Source organism: Vibrio sp. Of14-4 (assembly GCF_022347625.1).
Taxonomy (GTDB): Bacteria; Pseudomonadota; Gammaproteobacteria; order Enterobacterales; family Vibrionaceae; genus Vibrio; species Vibrio pristinus.
Map to the genome: position 1 here is coordinate 157,703 of NZ_JAKRGI010000006.1, position 17,792 is coordinate 175,494.

The following is a 17,792-nucleotide window of genomic DNA, read 5'->3' on the forward strand; positions in this document are numbered from 1 at the left end:
AGATTTAACATTTTCAAGCCAGTTTAATATAAATTGCAATGAAGAAATGCTATTAGAGTAAACAGCTTTGTCATGCCATAAAGCTACGAGTAAAATAGCGCTCCATAAATAAATCTAGTGACTTGCCCAGTCTAGACTTGTTAAGTTTGACTTCATACAAGTCAAAATCACATAGAACCTCATCTAAAAGCGGAGGTTGAATTTGGATAAGACGCTCATATTCTACCTCTGACTCAGCCCACAGAGATCCTAGTGAACCAGCCGCTTCTTCCCGTATATAATCAGGCTCTGAGTCATCTACCAGCACTTTAAAAAGTGCATCTTTTGGAGTTTGCCCAATGCAGTACATTAGCCTTTCTGCAGCAGCAACTCGAGTATTTGCATCTTCAGACCTATCCAGAAAATAGCGAATACATATTTCGCAGTCTTCAGAGCTCAATTGTTTAGTCATAGGCATAACGCCCTCCTTAAGCCTTGAGTAGCAGTTGACCTAAATGTGAAGCTAAGCAAAATTGAGTCAATAGTTACGAACCCGAATTTGAGGTTTTGTCAGCCACTTTAGCCTTCAACACTTTGTGTTGAGAGACAATTTCACTAAGAAACCGGGATTTATTATGTTGTGCAAGAAGCAATGCCTTCTCAGATGAATCAAATGCTTTTTGAAACTCATTATTAAGTGAGTATGCTGTCGCCAAACTATCCCAAAGAATTTCAGATCCTTCAAAGGTCTTTACTCCTCGCTCTAATATCGCTATTCCCCAATCAACTTTGTTTTCATAAGCTGCCTTTAATCCATAGACATTAAATTGGTGAACAGACATAGGAAATGTGTAGCCATACTCGGTTGATTTCGCCAAATAAAAATCTTCCAATTTCTCTAATGACATCACGTCTAGCTCTGGTACAGCATTCCATCCAGAAAAAATAGCCTTGAGTGCATGGCTATTACCTATCAAGGGAGTACTGTCATGAGTTTCATTCGGGAACTTTGAATAAGACCAAGTTACATTGTTTGGCGACTTTTTGTTAAGTAATTCTATCATTGAATTAAATGAATCTTCCATTTCATCAGGTTCATTTGCTAAGCTCAAAAACCACTTTATCGGCTTTTTTCTCTCTAAGTTTTGATATTGTGAATACTCATTCATAAGCGTAGCCTTGTCCCACCACAAACTCGGACTTATTGAAATCGCAGCATTAAATTCCGACCCTTCACTTAAAGCTAAGTAACTGGTGAATAAACCCGATAATGAATGTCCAGAAATGATTTGATAGGGTGCTAAACGATAATCCTCTCTTATCTTATTTAACAGTTCATCTTGTAAAAATTTCTTGTATAACTCAGCTTGCCCTGAATGGTTTCGATACTTTTCGGACTCGGTATGAGTATAAAACTTTAGTCGTTCATAAGGGGTACTTACACCCACTACAATCATCTCTGGAATGATTGCATAAGTACTTAAAAACCGGACACTTCCCGCTATATACTCAAATTGAGTCGAACCATCCAAAACGACCAATACAGGGTATTTAAAACTATTAGAATGTTCGTATGTATCTGGTAAAGATACTTGAAGGGTTACTTCTTCATTGATGGTCCCTGAAAAAAACGTAAAGCTATTCGTGTTCGCAAAAGAATACGAAGAAATAAATATAAGGGTTAGATAGATTAGTCTCATACATTCCTTGATGGCTACAATGTGAAGCGAAGCGGAACTCAGCCAACTATCAGAAGTTCCTGCCTGCGCTGACTGGTTAGATGTGAAATTTCATATTAATAATTTCCATATCACCAGCACTTTTGGTGCGATCTGAATTAATAATGAAAGCACTATTAACTTACTGTAAATTCAATTTATTTTCATTAGTTTATGACATCTACATTAATACTCTTGACCACATCCCCTAAAGCCAAGACTTTATTACTTTCGAACGAGACTTTAGTGTTTGGCATTAGTGAAAAGTCAAAAGAGCCAGAAACCCAAACTTCGTTGAGCTGCACACTTCCTTTTTGGACATAAACATCGGAAGTACAAACATCGCAGAGGTTTCTCTGAATATCGTTGACAACCCATACTTTACCTGAAGGAACCGTGTATAGCTGGGTGTTATCCAAACTCTTTGCATTCACAGAAACTGAAAAAAATATAACTAACCAGACCCACAAATTTTTCATCATCTTCATAAACTTTTTTGATACCTTTGTCATTCGGTGAGGTTTTTTAAGTGTGTTTAAGGTAAGTTCATTTTTTCAACTAAGTATTCACTAAACTCCGAGTACTCATCAATCAAACAATCACACATATTTAATGTCTCGGTTTCAGTATCTAAAATTTCAAAATTCTCAAACCTATATTTTTCTTATACACACTTATATGTGACAGAAACCACTTAGGCTTTTACCCTATTTCGACTATCAAAAACAGGAAAAGATGAGACTATTCAACAATATTTACGTACCTATTAAGAGTTGGAACAGAATCGATATCAAAAATACTCTTTAACATTATCATGGGTGTGGCTGTCGCTCATGTGTTAAAAGCAGGATTCAACATGATTAGTACGGTAGTTATATAATCAAAAACCTTATAATAAGGGATTTACTCTATGGTTCCTTTACATTCATATCAATGCCACTACTAATACTGTAATTTGGCTTTAGACAGATTACAGTATTAGTAACAAATCTCACAATTATTTATTTTGGTACGTTCATCAAATGTTTCATTATAAGCTCAACGAGTGTATTACGATGCCGTAAACCACAATCACTGCAATACTTAAAATGGTTTCTACGGAAATTTTTGATGCTGTCATTCCTGTGCCAAGATAGGAAGTTTCTAGAACGATAATGTTAGCTGCGGGAGGTAGCACACAGATTAAAAATAGCCACGGTAATTGCTGATACACAAACTCTGAGTTTAATATTTGGCTGATGACAAAAGCGATGAGAACAATTGTACTCAACATCAAAATTCTAAATGCATAAGACTTAGCATAAACAAAAAAGTCGCTTTTATCTAAACTGGTTTCAGACAGCCAGATACCAAGTATCATCATACCCAGAAAGCTCATTAAGAATTTGGATATCATATATATATGGTGTCCAAATACTTCAACACTCCTCTCAAATGGAATTAATAAACAACCAATAATAAAAGCAATCACAGGAGGCGAAGTCAGAATATTTTTAATTGAAAAAACCTCTTTCTTTAAATAGTTTGCACCAATAGAATTACCAACAATTGAACTTCCAATATACGCGCCCAACACGAACCTAGCTGCTGTATCCCCTAGCAAAGCATGAGCAATTGGCAAACCCAGCCAACCTATATTTAGATAGCAAAAACATAAGTTATTAATTACATCTCTTTCCATCCAGTGCCGAAAAAAAAATATCGACAACATAAATATCATCGCTAATACGATAACCAAAACCATTTCCTCAGAATTGAGGGAAATATTCCAGATGATAATTAAAGGTATCACCATTTTAGTAAGAACAAACGATGAAAATGTTTTGACTTTTAACTGCTTTTTTCCGACAAGAATGCCAAAAATCAAATAGACAAAAGGGAGTAAAATCTCCATTAGCTAACTACCACTCTATGCTCACCTTCTCTTGCTTCAACTCGCTTCGCCCACTGATAAGCCCATTTTTCTGAACATTGAGCGTTAAACCAAAAGGCATTCGTGGAGAATAAAACTCCCTTGTTTAATGGGCCAATACAATACAAACCATTGACCTCTTTGCGACTGGAAGAGATTTCGAAGGTTTTAGGATTTATAAAAATACCGCCACATGGGTGCGGTTCAACATATCCTTCGTTAATCAACTGTTTTAACAAAGGACTGCGTGAATTGTTTATTATGGGACTGCCGCCAGTCCCATCCCAGAGGATTCGTGACTCCAAAGTACCTCCTGTCGTAGAAACCCGAAATACACCATTCTCATAAGTTGGTTTAGATGTTGACATACAGAACTCGAGTCTTCCCTCGCCAACAGCACTACCTAACTGAACAAAAGAACTCATCGGAATTGGATGACGCCACGCTGCCCATAAAGAGCCAAAACTGGAGATAAATTCATGTTTTTCTGTTATTGACATCGCTTTCCAAAATTTATGGAACCAGTACCTTGTGGAGACTAATACATCTTGCCAAGGTAAGTCGGCATTAGAAGCTCGATCCTCCAAATACCTGAAGTATTCTTTTTGTTTTCCAGCGCGCAACAATTGGTTCGATGTCTTGAATTCACTTTCATTTTTAAGTGAATTATGTTCTTTCAAAAGTAATTTTTTAAAGGCTTTTAGCGGAGATAACTGACTTTCTCTAATTAGGGATCTCCAAGTTAAGTATTTTGGTACATATTGATGTTTCTCACTCAAACAAGTTGGCGCCAATCCATTTCTTGAAAACATTTTTGCCTTCGCGTTCTTTGACCTGTCAATATGCTTGAATGCATCTACTGCAGTAAGACCAGTGCCCGCTATTAGAATGGGTCCATGAACTGGCTGATTATACTGGGTGTAATGATTGATAAAACCTGATAACTCCTCTAGATCGGAGAAATTGGAAGAATTGAGAGCACCCATGCATAAAACTACCTCACGAGCTTTAACCAATTCTTCATTTTTAAGAGCTAGTTCAAACGAACCATTAACGTATTCTAAAGAAAGCAAATCTTGCTGAAACTCGTGGATATTGAGTAATTCAGCCGCTTGGATATCTTTGTAAACAGACTCTAGGTATTTAGCAAACGTGCCCCTGGTAGGCCACTTTGAATCCATTGTCTTTTGCTCACGTAACCAATGCCAAAACCCAGTAGGTTCTACAACTGACGGTGACATTAACTCTGGTGGTGTGTTAACTATATGTACTGGCGATGCATCTCCAAATGCTTTTCCTTTAGCAAAACTATTTTGATTATTGAATATGGCGATATTTGATTTTAGGTGACGTTTTGTAAAAACCTCATTCTGTATTTCATTTAATAAACCAACACCGCTGGCACCGAAACCAATGATTGCAATATCAAAAACTTCCATTTAATCCTCAAAAAAACTATAAACTACATGAGCAATCTGAGTATTTTATAAACTCCCACGATAATATGCAATGTGTTTATATACATATTAGTTAATATTGTTGGTGTGACTTAGCCTCCTTGCAAATAGCTTTACGCCCCAAAGTGCCAAGCATAGTGAATCTGTTTTAATTTTTTAGGTATACAGCTTCGTTTTTCATGCTCGTTTTTGAAGAGATCAATTTAATAGCCAGTACAATGCGAACAGAGTTAAATATTACTTACTGTTTTACCGCAGTTCCAATAATGCAAAACAGTTCACTAAAATATGCATAATGATCGATGCCAACACGTTTTACGGCATAAGTGTTTAGACAAATGGTGCAATAAGCTACTTCCAAAATCGGAGCCGGTGGGAGTTGTTGTAAAATTTACAGCAATTGAATTTTTCATCGTTCAGGCAACTATTGTAAATATAGTAACAGTTCAACTGCGAATAATACTTATGAGTTGGAAAGCAACTGAAAAGTGTTTCTTTCTAGTTGCCAGCACGAAATGGGGCAAAAACGAGCTGAGTGGTATTGTCTAGCAACTATACTTTTTGTCGGCCAAGTAGCATGGTGCCATCGACAAGCTTATAGATAAGATTAGGGTAGGCAAATGACCCTATATTTTTATTAAACGCTTGTATGCTCAGATGCCAACCTAATCGCAGCCTCTGCCAACAAACGATTTGAATCTAGTGTTGGGAGCACTGAATTTGAGTCATCGATAATTAATGGTATTTCTGTACATCCAAGAATAATTGCATCACAGCCTTTATCCTTTAATCTCCGTATCACCTTCTGAAAATAGGTTACTGATTCTGTCTTGAAGATACCATAAACCAATTGTGCCATGATTATGCGCCCAATCTCATCACTTTCTTCATTCGATGGGCGCTCCCAAGCAAGCCCCATAGCTGCTATTTTTTCTGGATAGACATTGCTTTCAACTAACCACTTCGTTCCCAAAATCCCTAGTTTTCTAAAGTCTTGATGTTTTGCACTTTCTACGACAACCTGAGCGATATGAAGCCAAGGCAGGGGGGAGCGTTCTTCAACATATTTGAAAGCCTGGTGGATTGTATTGTCTGGACAAATGAGAAACTCTGCACCTTGGTTCTTCAGTTTTTGGGCCGAAGAAAGCATTAACTCACCAATTCCGATTATATCATTTGAGTTCAAGCAATCCACATAATCGGCTAGTGAATGAGTGTGCATAGATATTTCAGGATGAACATGCTGACCTAAGGTTTTTGGGCTTTCAGTACATATCGTTTTGTAACAAAGTGCGGCCCCTTCAGCAGAACATCCAACGATTCCAATATGTTTAAGCGAATTTCCCATACTTACTTATACCTCAATGACTAAGCCCTGAGTTTGCCTAACTCCGCATTTAAGGTGTTCTGAGACTTTATTAATACCAGCAGCATCCGATTCTGAAGCAGATCTGATGATGTATTCCATTTGAAACATCCTCCTAGCTTATAACTCCCGCCTAAGAAACGGAAAAATGCTTGGATTAAATTAGCGACGAAAGAGCACAAGCCAAGCGTTTTATGTCCATTTTATTAGTGCGTATGCGCGGTTTTCAAACCTATTATCACAAATCGTATATATATTGAAAAGTCTATTAAAATTCAAAAAGGATAACACCCAAATAAAAAAAGGACCCAAGGTTTTCACCTTAGGTCCTTTCTGTCACAGCTCTATGTCATTTTGGGATGATGGACATTGCTTGTCCAAACAACATTCACTCAATCGAGTGGCACTATCTAGCAACTATAGTTTTTGCCGGCCAAGTAATGAATGGGAAAGTGTGGTGCCATCGACAAGCTCAAGCTCACCTCCTACAGGCACACCGTGTGCAATCCGGCTTGCCTGTACCTTATGCTCGCGGCAAAGCTCTGCGATATAGTGAGCGGTCGCTTCACCCTCAACGGTTGGGTTAGTGGCTAAAATAACTTCTGTCACATCCCCGCGACGTAGACGGTAATCCAGCACATCAAGGCCAATATCACTTGGGCCAATGCCATCTAAAGGGGATAGATGACCCATAAGCACAAAGTATCGACCTGAATATTGACCAGTTGATTCCACCGCAGCGATGTCTGCAGGGCTTTCAACCACGCAGATTTGACCATTTTCCTGACGCTTAGGGTTAGTGCAGATGTGACAAGTTTCTTGTTCAGTAAAAGTGCGGCACTCATTGCAATGACCTATCTCTGTCATTGCTTGGCTAAGTGAGTCAGCCAACTGTAAACCGCCTTTTCTATCGCGCTGTAACAAATGAAAGGCCATACGCTGAGCTGACTTGGGGCCAACCCCAGGCAGACAACGTAAGGCCTCCATCAATTGCTCCAGCATATGACTGGTGCGCATTCGCTAGCCCTTTGTTAGAAAGGCATTTTCATGCCAGGTGGAAGTTGCATCCCCCCAGTCACTGATTCCATTTTTTCTTTTTGTGTTTCTTCAACGCGGCGTGACGCATCATTAAATGCAGCAGCAATCAAGTCTTCAAGCATTTCTTTGTCATCTTCCATCAAGCTTTCGTCGATCTCTACTTTACGAACGCTGTGGCTTCCGGTAATCGTCACTTTTACCAAGCCAGCACCAGACTCGCCAGTGACTTCCATATTCGCAATTTCTTCTTGAAGCTTTTGCATACGCTCTTGCATTTGCTGGGCTTGCTTCATTAAGTTGCCCATTCCGCCTTTACCAAACATGTTTTTCTCTCTGGTTGTCTAGCTAGTTTTGTTAATAGATTGAGGTCAAAGTGTGTTTTTTCAACCCCAAATTTGATTCATATAGGCCTGACACTATCACTGTCTAGCTCAGCTGCAAATCGCTGCTCAATAAACTGAACATTGCTGTCGTTTTCAAGGCTGGTAAACGCCTGCTGTAACTTTTCCTGATAGAGTTTCTCTCTCAACTCTAAGGGGGTTTCACCAGACTCACCAACCTCAACACTTAGCTCGAATTGCTCTCCTAACACTGAGTTAAGCGCAGTGATAAGTTCATGACGAGCTCTATCACTATTAAGATGAGCTTGCTCGCTGCGAAGCGTGAGTACAATAAAACCCTCTCGCTGCTCATAATGTGAATTAAGCGCCAGCTGCTGGGTCATTTTTGCCACATCCAGCTGTTCAATCAAACGAGCCCACTGGCTCTGCTGCAAACACTCTTGAGTAAGCTTTTTCGCCATATCCGGCGTTTTTTCATGCTCCAGCACTTTCTTTATTTGAGAAGGCGTGAGTGCATGATTTTGCGCTACTGTTTTTTCTTGCGGCAACGTTGGACGCCATTGATAAGGCTCTGCTTTATCATCTTCAGGCGTTGCTACATCCACTGAGTTGGACACTGGCGACACCTGCATAGTTCCCATGTTGCGCTGTGCAACGCGATCGAGAACCGATGATGGTTGAGCAGATGTCGCATTAGTCTTTTTTGGCGTGCTAGCCTGACTCTTGCCAGTGCGTTGAGAACGAAGCTGGTGTCTTAGACCTCTTACAGGAGATACCTGTGATTGAGGCTGCTCCTGAATTTGAGCATTGGCTTGTTGCTCTGGAGCCTCTGGCATCTGAGCTTGAGCAGGCTCCATGTCCATTTGTGGTGGTTGTTCAGGTACAGATGGCTGTTCAGGCACAGGTGGCTGTTCAGGCACAGGTGGCTGTGGTGCAGGCTGAGCTTCTGGCATCGATGCACTCTGAATAGGAGCAGGAGGCACACTCGTTGAGGGAGCAGGCTCTGGCTGAATAACCTGATTGGTGATCACATTCGCTTGAGGCTGAGCCACGGGACGAAATGCCATCATTCGTAGCACGACCATCTCAACACCGATTTGCTCAGACGGGGCCAGTGCTAGGTCTTGCCGCCCTTTCAGCGCAATTTGATAGTAAAGCTGGATATCTTGCGGCGAAAGCACTCGACTTAACAACACCACTTTTTCGGCATCGGGTAAGGATTTATCTAGCGTTTCAGGGAGCGCTTGATACATAGCAAGGCGATGCAGCTGAGCAGAAAGCTGAGAGAGTAAACCATCCCAATCAACGCCGTTTTGAGCTAGACCTGTAAGACAATCCATCGCCGCTTGAGGCTGTTTTGACCCAATAGCTTCAAGTAAATGTAATGCCTGATCCGTATCTAAGGTTCCCAGCATATGAGCGACGCTGTCCGTCACCACTTGACCATTACCTAAAGCAATCGCCTGATCGGTCAAACTTAATGCATCACGCATACTGCCATCGGCAGCATGAGCAATCATGCCCAAAGCTCGGGGCTGAGATGAAACCTTCTCTTGCTGTAAAATATAATCGAGTTGCTGATGGATGTTATCAACGCTGATAGGCTTTAAATGGAACTGCAAACAACGCGATAATATGGTGACAGGTAACTTTTGTGGATCCGTGGTGGCAAGAAGAAACTTCACATATTCAGGCGGCTCTTCCAAGGTTTTAAGCAAAGCATTAAAACTATGTCTTGAGAGCATATGCACTTCATCGATAAGATAAACTTTGAAGCGACCTCGGGCTGGTTTGTATTGCACATTATCCAACAGCTCTCTGGTGTCTTCGACCTTGGTTCTTGACGCTGCGTCAATTTCTAATAAATCAACAAAGCGCCCTTGATCGATTTCTTGGCAGGTATCGCACTGGCCACAAGGCGTGGCGGTTATACCTGTCTCGCAGTTTAATCCTTTGGCAAACAAACGACCTATGGTGGTCTTTCCGACTCCGCGAGTTCCGCTGAATAGATAAGCATGATGGAGCCGATTATTCGCCAGTGCATTTTCCAACGCGGTCAGAACATGGCTTTGGCCGACCACTTGATTAAATTGTGCAGGCCGCCATTTTCTAGCCAGTGCTAAATAACTCATGACTGTATCCAATTAGTGGCCATCAAACTCACAAATACTGTAGACCTTGAGGCCAAGTTTCTCGAGACGTGCATCTCCACCGATTTCTGGCAGATTGATAACAAACGCAGCGTGTTCAACCTCACCACCGAGCTGGCGAATAAGTTGAGTGGTCGCCTCGATCGTTCCACCTGTGGCAAGCAAATCGTCGACAACCAAAACCTTATCCCCTTGGGATATCGCATCAGTATGAATTTCAAGCGTATCCGTGCCGTATTCAAGTTGGTAAGATTGGGCGATCGTTTGACGCGGCAGCTTACCCGGCTTGCGCACAGGTACAAAACCAATGCCAAGCTCTAAAGCCAGTGGCGCACCAAACAAAAAACCGCGAGCTTCAGTGCCAACAACCTTGGTAAAGCCCATACCTTGGTACTTTTCGACTAGCACCTGAATTGCCGCCTTATAAGCCGCCGCATTTTCCATTAGGCTTGTCACGTCACGGAATACAATGTCAGGTTTAGGATAATCAGGAATGCTTTTGATGCTTGACTTGATTAGGGTAATGGTTTCAGTTGTCATAATTCATTTCTTAGATTGGCTAAGCTTATTATTTACAAAGTATTTAACAACAAGCATCAGCAACGGCTTTAACGCGAATACTGTTTAACGATGTTGCTAAACTCATTCGCGCTATGCAACTAATAATCACCTGCTAAAGCAGCAGGACACGTGTATGCAATCTTAGTGATTTTCTTGCCTATCAGCAAGGTGATCAATCACGGGTAAACGAATAAACCAAGTCAATAAAGTCATCAGCATCACCATAAGGGCAACCTTTAACCAGACTTGAGAAACAATCCAAATAGAAAAGGAAAAGCTGGCCACCATGCACAGGGCGCCACGCACTTTAATTTTGCTGGTCACCGCTCGGTGTTGATGCCAGTTATCAAGAATAGGGCCAAAGGTTTTATGTTCGTGTAACCAACGATGAAACCTTGGACTACTGCGCATAAAACAAGCGCTGGCGAGAAGAACAAACGGTGTTGTCGGAAGCAGGGGCAAGAAAATTCCAAAAAAGCCGAGCACCAAACTCACACTACCGACAATATTTAAACCCAATCTTCGAATATCTATGATGCGCTCCGGTTAATGTTTAAAAACCTGTATATCCGTTAAATACTCGAATCCAAGTAAGGGTTGCAGGAAGGGTGGGAATGAGGAGAACCGCAATAAATCCCAAAAAATAAAAGATATTATACGGCTCTTTAAAATTTTCGTCTGCCATAGGATTGCTTCTCTTGTGTTAATACAGTGTATTTTATCCTTCGTTAATCTTTCGTTAACGTATTGGAACATTTTTGTGTGGCGGACTATAACTCAAAAAAGTCACAACAAACACCGTAAAAACATAAGGTTATTTAATGTTACTCTGAGCTAAGCACTACCGCCACGGAATATATCCAAACTAAAGCTGCTTGAACCCAAACAGCCTAGTGTTAGCTGACACGCTGCCTGAATGGGCAAGTCAGGCGTTATAAAGTTTTTAATACAGTGTTCACCGAGTTTGGTTCCTGCTGCAATATGTTGGGAGAAGTACCCATTTGACCATTGAGCATCAAGGCCAGCTGGTAGCAGTGATAAGGTTCCTTCAGACACATCAGCGATTCCAAACATTGCTTTTACGGGGCTGGCGCATTCTGCGCACTCCATGCCCTTTTCAAGTAAATCGGCAATATCTTTCAAATCGGCATTAAAGCTCTTTAAATTACGCAAGTAATCATGGAATAACGCTCGAACCAGTAAGGTTGTTGCCGCACCATGTTGTCCTTCACTGGCCGAATCAACGATATAGAAAGCAAACTGACCATTCATCAGCCAGGCATAATCGTAGACTAAAGGCATGACATCGGTTGATTGCAATAAACGGTAACTGCATTTCCAGTCACCTTGCGATGTGTCTTTATCGGGCAACAGAGCATGCAGCAAATCTTTGGCAGCGCTGGGATTATCCTGCAAATACTCTAAATGCCAATGCAATTCTTGCTCTTCTGGCATATCGCCGCTGTCAATTCTGAACCACTGACTGGCAAAATCTCGCTGATCACACAAGTGGTTATCGGAATCATACAAGGTATTTTCTATGGCACTGGCCAAATGATCTGGATTGGTGATCGGTTTGGGGAGGAAATCTTTGATGCCAAAGCGCAGCGCTTGCGCCACATCAGCCATCTCATCAGTTGCTGATACAACAATCAACGGGAGAGAGGGATACTCCAGACTCACTTCTTCGACAAACTCTATGCCGTCAAGTACAGGCATTGAGAGGTCACACAGAATTAGGTCTGGCTCAGTTTCTCTGAGCTTTTTGAGGCCTTCTAGTCCATTCTCTGCTTCCACGACCTCATGACCTTGCGCTTCAATAAACCCACCTGTGAGCTTTCGAAACACAGGATCGTCATCAACGATCATGATAAGCTTTGTCCCAGTAGCCGGCTGGGTTGAGGGCGTTGTCGCCACTTCATAAGATTTATGCATACACCTTGGCCTCACACAACTATAAACGTACAACTGTTAGTATTATTTTTGTAATTGTAAACGGTTTCAAACACTCATTTAAAAATAGCCGCGAAAGTGTATTTATACAAATCTTCCACTTTTCGCGCATGTTGAATACTATATGTAGCTAGAGTTAAAGATCATAAAGCTTGTTGATAATACTCAGGCTTTGGCATCTGATATTTGTATAAGTTCACCCAATTTGCAGAAAATGTGTCGGAAATAATGAAATTAGACGATCTCAACCTTTTTAGGCTCGTTGTTGAAAACGGAAGCTATACTGCGACATCTCGCAAAACTATGATTCCGGTTGCGACAATTACCCGACGCATACAAGCGTTGGAAGAAGCTCTTAACCTCAGACTGCTCAACCGTCATGCACGTAAACTTTCTCTTACAGAAGCGGGCGAAAGGTTTTACAGTGAGTGTTCTCCCCTACTGAACCGACTGACAATAGCAGCAGAAGAAATTACCGATGAGTGCCGAGGAGCGGCGGGCAAAATTCGTGTATCTGCTCCCTCAAACCTTACCAAACGCATGATGATGCCAATACTCAGCGCATTCATGACCAAGTTTCCGGATATCAACCTTGAACTGACAACCAGTAATCATGCTGATCAGCTCGATCCAACGGAATGGGATGTTATTTTTCGCGTTGGGCCGCAAAGAGATTCAAGCCTGATTGCACGCAAAATCGGCTCAGTTGAAGATATTTTAGTGGCGAGCCCCGACTATCTCGCCAGTCATCCAGAGCCAAAGCATGCAGAAGATCTTCAAAATCACTCTCTTTTGAAAGGCGCTCCACTATTAAAGTGGCAAATCACCAATAGTAGCGGCGAGACAGTGATTAATAATGATAAAGGTCGTTTCCAAGCCAATGCGCTAGATGTTGTCCGAAGCGCATGCTCAGATGGTTTGGGGATCACACTGATGCCGGACGTTATGCTTAAGGAACATATTGAGGATGGAAGCCTTACCCGGATTTTACAAGAATGGAGCGCGAACCCTCGTGATATTTACATGCTATACAATCACAAGGACCATCTGCCTGAAAAAGTCCGTCTATTGATAGACTTTGTGATTGAATATAAAGATAGCTAATTTGTCACACATACAATGATGACAAAAACTTAGCCCCAAAGCTGACTTTAAGCTTTGGGGCTGAGATCACAAGTATTCCACAAATTTACTCAAGTCACGCTCAGGCACTTTCATTGGAGTGCAGCCCGGCGTTCCAAGATACAGAAAACCAACAATCTCATCTTCACCTTCTAGGCCAAACGCACGGTGAACACTGTCATGGAACATCCACTTACCAGAGCGCCAAAAACCCTGAAAGCCTTGTGCAACTGCGGCCATCTGCATTGCATGTACTGCACACCCAGCAGAAAGGTGCTGCTCTAACGCTGGCACTTTCTCATGCGGAGTCACTTTAGCAATGACAGTAATTACCATAGGCGCTCGAAATGGAGCGTTTTTCAGCTTTTCCAGCACGCTTTCATCACTATTTTCTGCTTTTGCCGCCGCAACCAAAATATCCGCCAATTTCGTCAGTCCTTCGCCTTGAGAAATGACAAATCGCCAAGGCGTGAGACCCGCATGATCAGGGGCTCTGAGGCCAGATCGAATGATATTCTCAAGAGCCTGGCCCTCTGGAGCGGGTTGAGACAACTTGGCGATTGAACGGCGATTAAGCAGCAGATCTAAAGCATCCATTTGAAATTCCTAGTGAGTTCTGATGTGAGCCGATCATAACCTTAGGTGACAAAAAAGGCGAACGTTACCGCTCGCCTTTTTACACTCGTAAACAATTATTCGTAGAATGGTTTGTTCAAACCTGCGCGAGTCAATAGACCATCACACGGAGCGAAGCGATCGCCATACTTCTGTGCATGTTGGTTCATCAGCTCTATTACTTTCTCTAAACCAAGCTGGTCCATATATCGGAAAGGTCCACCCAAGAATGGAGGGAATCCTATACCAAAAATAGCACCAATATCACCATCGCGAGGGCTGCGAATGATACCCTCTTCAAGGCATCGAACCGCTTCATTTAGCATGGGTAATACGCAGCGCAGAGCAATGTCTTTCTCGCCTGATTTGGCATCGGGGGTCAAACTCAACAGCTTATAGACGGATTTATCTACCTCTTTCTTCTTACCCTTATAGGTATAAAATCCTTTACCACTCTTTCTCCCTTTGCGATTGTCATCAAGCAAAGTATCAAACACATCCGGTCCTCTGAATCGCTCGCCTAGCTCACCAACTAAAATAGGCATAATTTTAGCGCCAATATCAATACCGACTTCATCGAGTAAGGTGATAGGACCAACCGGGAATCCAAAGTTCAATAGGGCTTTATCCAAATGCTCTATCGGCTCGCCAGACATCAAAACTTGAGCCGATTCATTCATGTAAGGAGCAAGAATACGGTTGACATAAAAGCCAGCGCAGTCTTTGACAACGATAGGCGTTTTGCCTTGCTTGCGAGCAAATTCAACCACGGTGGAGATAGTCTCATCTGAGGTGCTTTGATGAGGGATAATTTCCACCAATGGCATTTTTTCAACAGGGCTAAAATAATGTAGGCCTACCACCTTCTCTGGACGCTGAGCCTTTTCAGCAATCTTATGGATAGGTAAAGACGAAGTATTAGTAGCAAAGATGGTGCTATCCTTGGCATTCGCCTCAACATCAGCCACCATTTGCTGCTTTAATTCCAAATCTTCAAATACCGCCTCAACCACTATGTCGGTGTGATTAAAACGTGTGAAGTCAACCCCACCAGAGAGTTTTAGCATATTTGACTGAAGCTTAGCCTTAGACAAAATGCGGCGTTTTCGCTGCTTATCAAACAACTTGTAGTTGTACTTAAGCGCGTTAAGAACCCCATCATTGGAGACATCTTTAATTCTCACTGGCACTTTGGCTTTGGCCACAGATACATGACTTATCCCTGCGCCCATCAAACCGCCACCCAATACAGCAGCCATACCAACATCTTTTGGCTCTGCTTGAGTGCCTTTTTCTTTCTTCATATCTGTTGTGGCAAAGAAAATCGAGCGTAACGCTTTCGATTCAGGTGTCATGACCAAATCGCCAAATCGCTGCGCTTCTTTAACTTGCCCTTGCTCAAAGCCTTTTTCTAAGCCATGGCGCATTACATCCAAAATAGCTTCAGCAGCTGGATAATTGCCACGAGTTTTGTCATGCGTTTTTTTCGCCGCCTGCTCAAAAATCACTTTGCGGCCCAAGCTAGTGTTAGAGATAAGCTTTTCTTTGGTTGACACCTTGCGCTTGGCTTGTGATTTACCGGCATGTTTCTCAACAAAACTCTTAGCCACTTGCAGCAAAACGCTCTGTGGCACAACCGCATCAACCACGCCCAATTTTTTCGCCTTAGCCGCTCTTAACTGCTTACCTGTGAGGATCATATCAAGCGAGGGCAGCAAGCCAATTAAACGAGGCAAACGCTGCGTACCGCCAGAACCGGGCAGCAAACCCAATTGTACTTCAGGCAGTCCCAAACGCGTTTTATCTGAAGTAGTACAAACGCGATAATCACAAGCTAACGCGAGCTCCAGACCACCACCTAGACATGGGCCATGAATCGCAGCCACAACAGGAAAAGGCAAGTCAGAAAGTTGCTGGAACATTGTCTGCCCTTGAACAGCAAGATCTTTTGCTTGCTCTGCACTGGTACAAGCATCAAGCATGCGCACATCCGCACCAGCGATAAAGTTATCTGGCTTAAGAGAATGAACAATCAAGCCCTTAGTGGTTGAGATATTTTCTTGCAGCTGAGCAAATATGGCCTTCATCTCGTCAGCAAAGGCCGCTTGCAAGGTATTCATTTTCTCACCGGGGACATCAATCGATAGCCAAGCAATGTTTTGTTCATCAACCTTTAGTTCAAATGCTTTTTGTTCACTCATTACTCAACCTCCAAAACCATAGCTGCACCTAAACCACCTGCTGCGCAGGCTGTATTTAACGCCAATCCTCCGCCGCGCCGTTTAAGCTCTCTTAACGTTTGAGTGATCATACGCGCGCCCGTTGCGGCAAATGGATGGCCATAGGCTATTGAGCCGCCAAGTACATTGAATTTATCCATGTCAATTTCACCTATCGCTTTTGCTCGGCCTAGTTTCTGCTGCGCGAAGTCGTCTGAGGCAAACATTTTGACATTCGATAAGGTCTGAGCAGCAAAGGCCTCATGCATATCGATCAAAGTCAGATCCGATAGATTAATGCCCGCTCTATCAAGTGCCAGAGGTGTGGAATAGGACGGGCCCATTAACATATCCATCTCAACCCCAATCGCGGAAAAGGCATAAGAACGTATGTAGCCCATCACCTCTAGGCCTAACTCTTTGGCTTTACCTTCACGCATCAACATGATGGCCGCAGCACCATCGGTAAGCGGAGTACTGTTGGCCGCTGTCACGCTGCCATATTGACGGTCAAACGCAGGGCGCAGCTTGGCGTAACCTTCCAAGGTTGAATCATGGCGAACATTATTATCTTGAGAAATCCATTGTTTGTAGGGCTCTGGAAAAGCCGTCATGACCTCGCCTTCAATCTTGCCGTCTTTCCACGCCTTGGAAGCAAGAGAATGAGATCGATGGGCAAGTCCGTCCTGTTCTTGACGAGTAATACCATGAGATTTGGCCATCTGCTCTGCGGTTTGCCCCATAGATAAGCCAGTGGAGTACTCAGCCACAGCAGGAGGAACCGGCATAAGATCTCTAAATGAGAGGTTTTTAAGCAACTTAAGCTTCTGACCCATGGTTTTGGTTTTACTCAGCGCAAGAAGATTGGCAGCCAGTTTCTTCGACACACCAATAGGCAACACTGAGGAAGAATCTGCACCACCAGCAATACCGATATCAATCGCCCCTGCCATGATACTTTCCGCCACATTGACCGCAGACTGAAAACTGGTTGCACAAGCTCGGGTCACGCTGTAGGCATCGGTATGAATGTTCATTCCCGTACCCAGCACAATTTCTCTCGCGATATTTGGCGCTTCAGGCATCTGAACCACTTGGCCAAAAACAACTTGATCAATCAGCTTAGGGTCAATTTCAGTCCGCGCCATCATTTCGCTCACCACCATCTTGCCGAGATCGACGGCGGGAACTTGACTGAATTCCGTGCTTTGACGTGCAAACGGCGTACGCAAACCCGCAACCACCGCAATGCGCTCACCCGAGCGCGTTTTCACTTCCTGCTTGCCCATTATTTCTCCTTTACAAAATAGAGGTCAGACCAGAAACATTGTAACTAGAATGTTAAACGAATCAAACGCTCG

The 17,792-nt window shown here is 42.7% G+C and carries 16 protein-coding genes; 1 reads left to right on the forward strand and 15 read right to left on the reverse strand.

Annotation, left to right across the window (positions count from 1 at the left end; translation table 11 throughout):
- Positions 1 to 70: 70 nt before the first annotated feature.
- From MHN79_RS08365 to MHN79_RS08420, 12 genes are all read right to left on the reverse strand, one after another.
- On the reverse strand, positions 71 to 457 hold the full coding sequence (locus MHN79_RS08365) for a hypothetical protein (protein WP_239172509.1): 387 nt from the start codon (positions 455 to 457) through the stop codon (positions 71 to 73).
- Between the two features lie 67 nt (positions 458 to 524).
- Positions 525 to 1,679 (reverse strand): alpha/beta hydrolase-fold protein, encoded by a 1,155-nt coding sequence (locus MHN79_RS08370; RefSeq protein WP_239172510.1) that lies wholly within the window; start codon positions 1,677 to 1,679, stop codon positions 525 to 527.
- Positions 1,680 to 1,864: 185 nt separating this feature from the next.
- The gene (locus MHN79_RS08375; protein WP_239172511.1) at positions 1,865 to 2,179 is read right to left on the reverse strand and encodes a hypothetical protein; all 315 of its coding nucleotides are present in this window, start codon (positions 2,177 to 2,179) and stop codon (positions 1,865 to 1,867) included.
- 548 nt (positions 2,180 to 2,727) lie between these two features.
- Positions 2,728 to 3,591 (reverse strand): permease, encoded by an 864-nt coding sequence (locus tag MHN79_RS08380; protein ID WP_239172512.1) that lies wholly within the window; start codon positions 3,589 to 3,591, stop codon positions 2,728 to 2,730.
- Entirely contained in the window at positions 3,591 to 5,048 is a 1,458-nt protein-coding gene (locus MHN79_RS08385; protein ID WP_239172513.1) for an FAD/NAD(P)-binding protein, read from the reverse strand. The genes MHN79_RS08380 and MHN79_RS08385 overlap by 1 nt, the downstream gene beginning before the upstream one ends.
- Before the next feature lie 655 nt (positions 5,049 to 5,703).
- Entirely contained in the window at positions 5,704 to 6,414 is a 711-nt protein-coding gene (locus MHN79_RS08390; protein ID WP_239172514.1) for an amino acid racemase, read from the reverse strand.
- Between the two features lie 435 nt (positions 6,415 to 6,849).
- The gene (gene recR, locus MHN79_RS08395; protein WP_114787190.1) at positions 6,850 to 7,449 is read right to left on the reverse strand and encodes a recombination mediator RecR; all 600 of its coding nucleotides are present in this window, start codon (positions 7,447 to 7,449) and stop codon (positions 6,850 to 6,852) included.
- A gap of 14 nt (positions 7,450 to 7,463) precedes the next feature.
- Positions 7,464 to 7,793, reverse strand: a complete 330-nt coding sequence (locus MHN79_RS08400) for a YbaB/EbfC family nucleoid-associated protein (protein WP_114787189.1) — start codon at positions 7,791 to 7,793, stop codon at positions 7,464 to 7,466.
- A gap of 77 nt (positions 7,794 to 7,870) precedes the next feature.
- Positions 7,871 to 9,943 (reverse strand): DNA polymerase III subunit gamma/tau, encoded by a 2,073-nt coding sequence (gene dnaX / locus MHN79_RS08405; protein ID WP_239172515.1) that lies wholly within the window; start codon positions 9,941 to 9,943, stop codon positions 7,871 to 7,873.
- 12 nt (positions 9,944 to 9,955) lie between these two features.
- Positions 9,956 to 10,501, reverse strand: a complete 546-nt coding sequence (apt, locus tag MHN79_RS08410) for an adenine phosphoribosyltransferase (RefSeq protein ID WP_239172516.1) — start codon at positions 10,499 to 10,501, stop codon at positions 9,956 to 9,958.
- Positions 10,502 to 10,663: 162 nt separating this feature from the next.
- Positions 10,664 to 11,029 carry a YbaN family protein gene (locus MHN79_RS08415; RefSeq protein WP_114787303.1) on the reverse strand — a complete coding sequence of 122 codons (366 nt, stop codon included), beginning with the start codon at positions 11,027 to 11,029 and terminating at the stop codon, positions 10,664 to 10,666.
- A gap of 327 nt (positions 11,030 to 11,356) precedes the next feature.
- Positions 11,357 to 12,457, reverse strand: coding sequence for a response regulator (locus MHN79_RS08420; protein WP_239172517.1), 1,101 nt, complete (start codon positions 12,455 to 12,457; stop codon positions 11,357 to 11,359).
- A 246-nt stretch (positions 12,458 to 12,703) separates the two neighbouring features.
- Here MHN79_RS08420 and MHN79_RS08425 point away from each other — a divergent pair, with 246 nt between their 5' ends.
- A complete protein-coding gene (locus MHN79_RS08425; protein WP_239172518.1) occupies positions 12,704 to 13,579 on the forward strand; it encodes a LysR family transcriptional regulator in 876 nt (291 codons plus the stop codon).
- Positions 13,580 to 13,645: 66 nt separating this feature from the next.
- Here the strand turns inward: MHN79_RS08425 and MHN79_RS08430 are convergent, their stop codons facing one another.
- The 3 genes from MHN79_RS08430 to fadI all read right to left on the reverse strand — a co-directional run bounded on the left by MHN79_RS08430 (position 13,646) and on the right by fadI (position 17,720).
- The gene (locus MHN79_RS08430) at positions 13,646 to 14,194 is read right to left on the reverse strand and encodes an NAD(P)H nitroreductase (RefSeq protein WP_239172519.1); all 549 of its coding nucleotides are present in this window, start codon (positions 14,192 to 14,194) and stop codon (positions 13,646 to 13,648) included.
- Between the two features lie 95 nt (positions 14,195 to 14,289).
- Positions 14,290 to 16,413, reverse strand: coding sequence for a fatty acid oxidation complex subunit alpha FadJ (fadJ, locus tag MHN79_RS08435; protein ID WP_239172520.1), 2,124 nt, complete (start codon positions 16,411 to 16,413; stop codon positions 14,290 to 14,292).
- Entirely contained in the window at positions 16,413 to 17,720 is a 1,308-nt protein-coding gene (gene fadI, locus MHN79_RS08440; RefSeq protein WP_239172521.1) for an acetyl-CoA C-acyltransferase FadI, read from the reverse strand. Before fadI ends, fadJ begins: the two co-directional genes overlap by 1 nt.
- Positions 17,721 to 17,792: the final 72 nt, after the last annotated feature.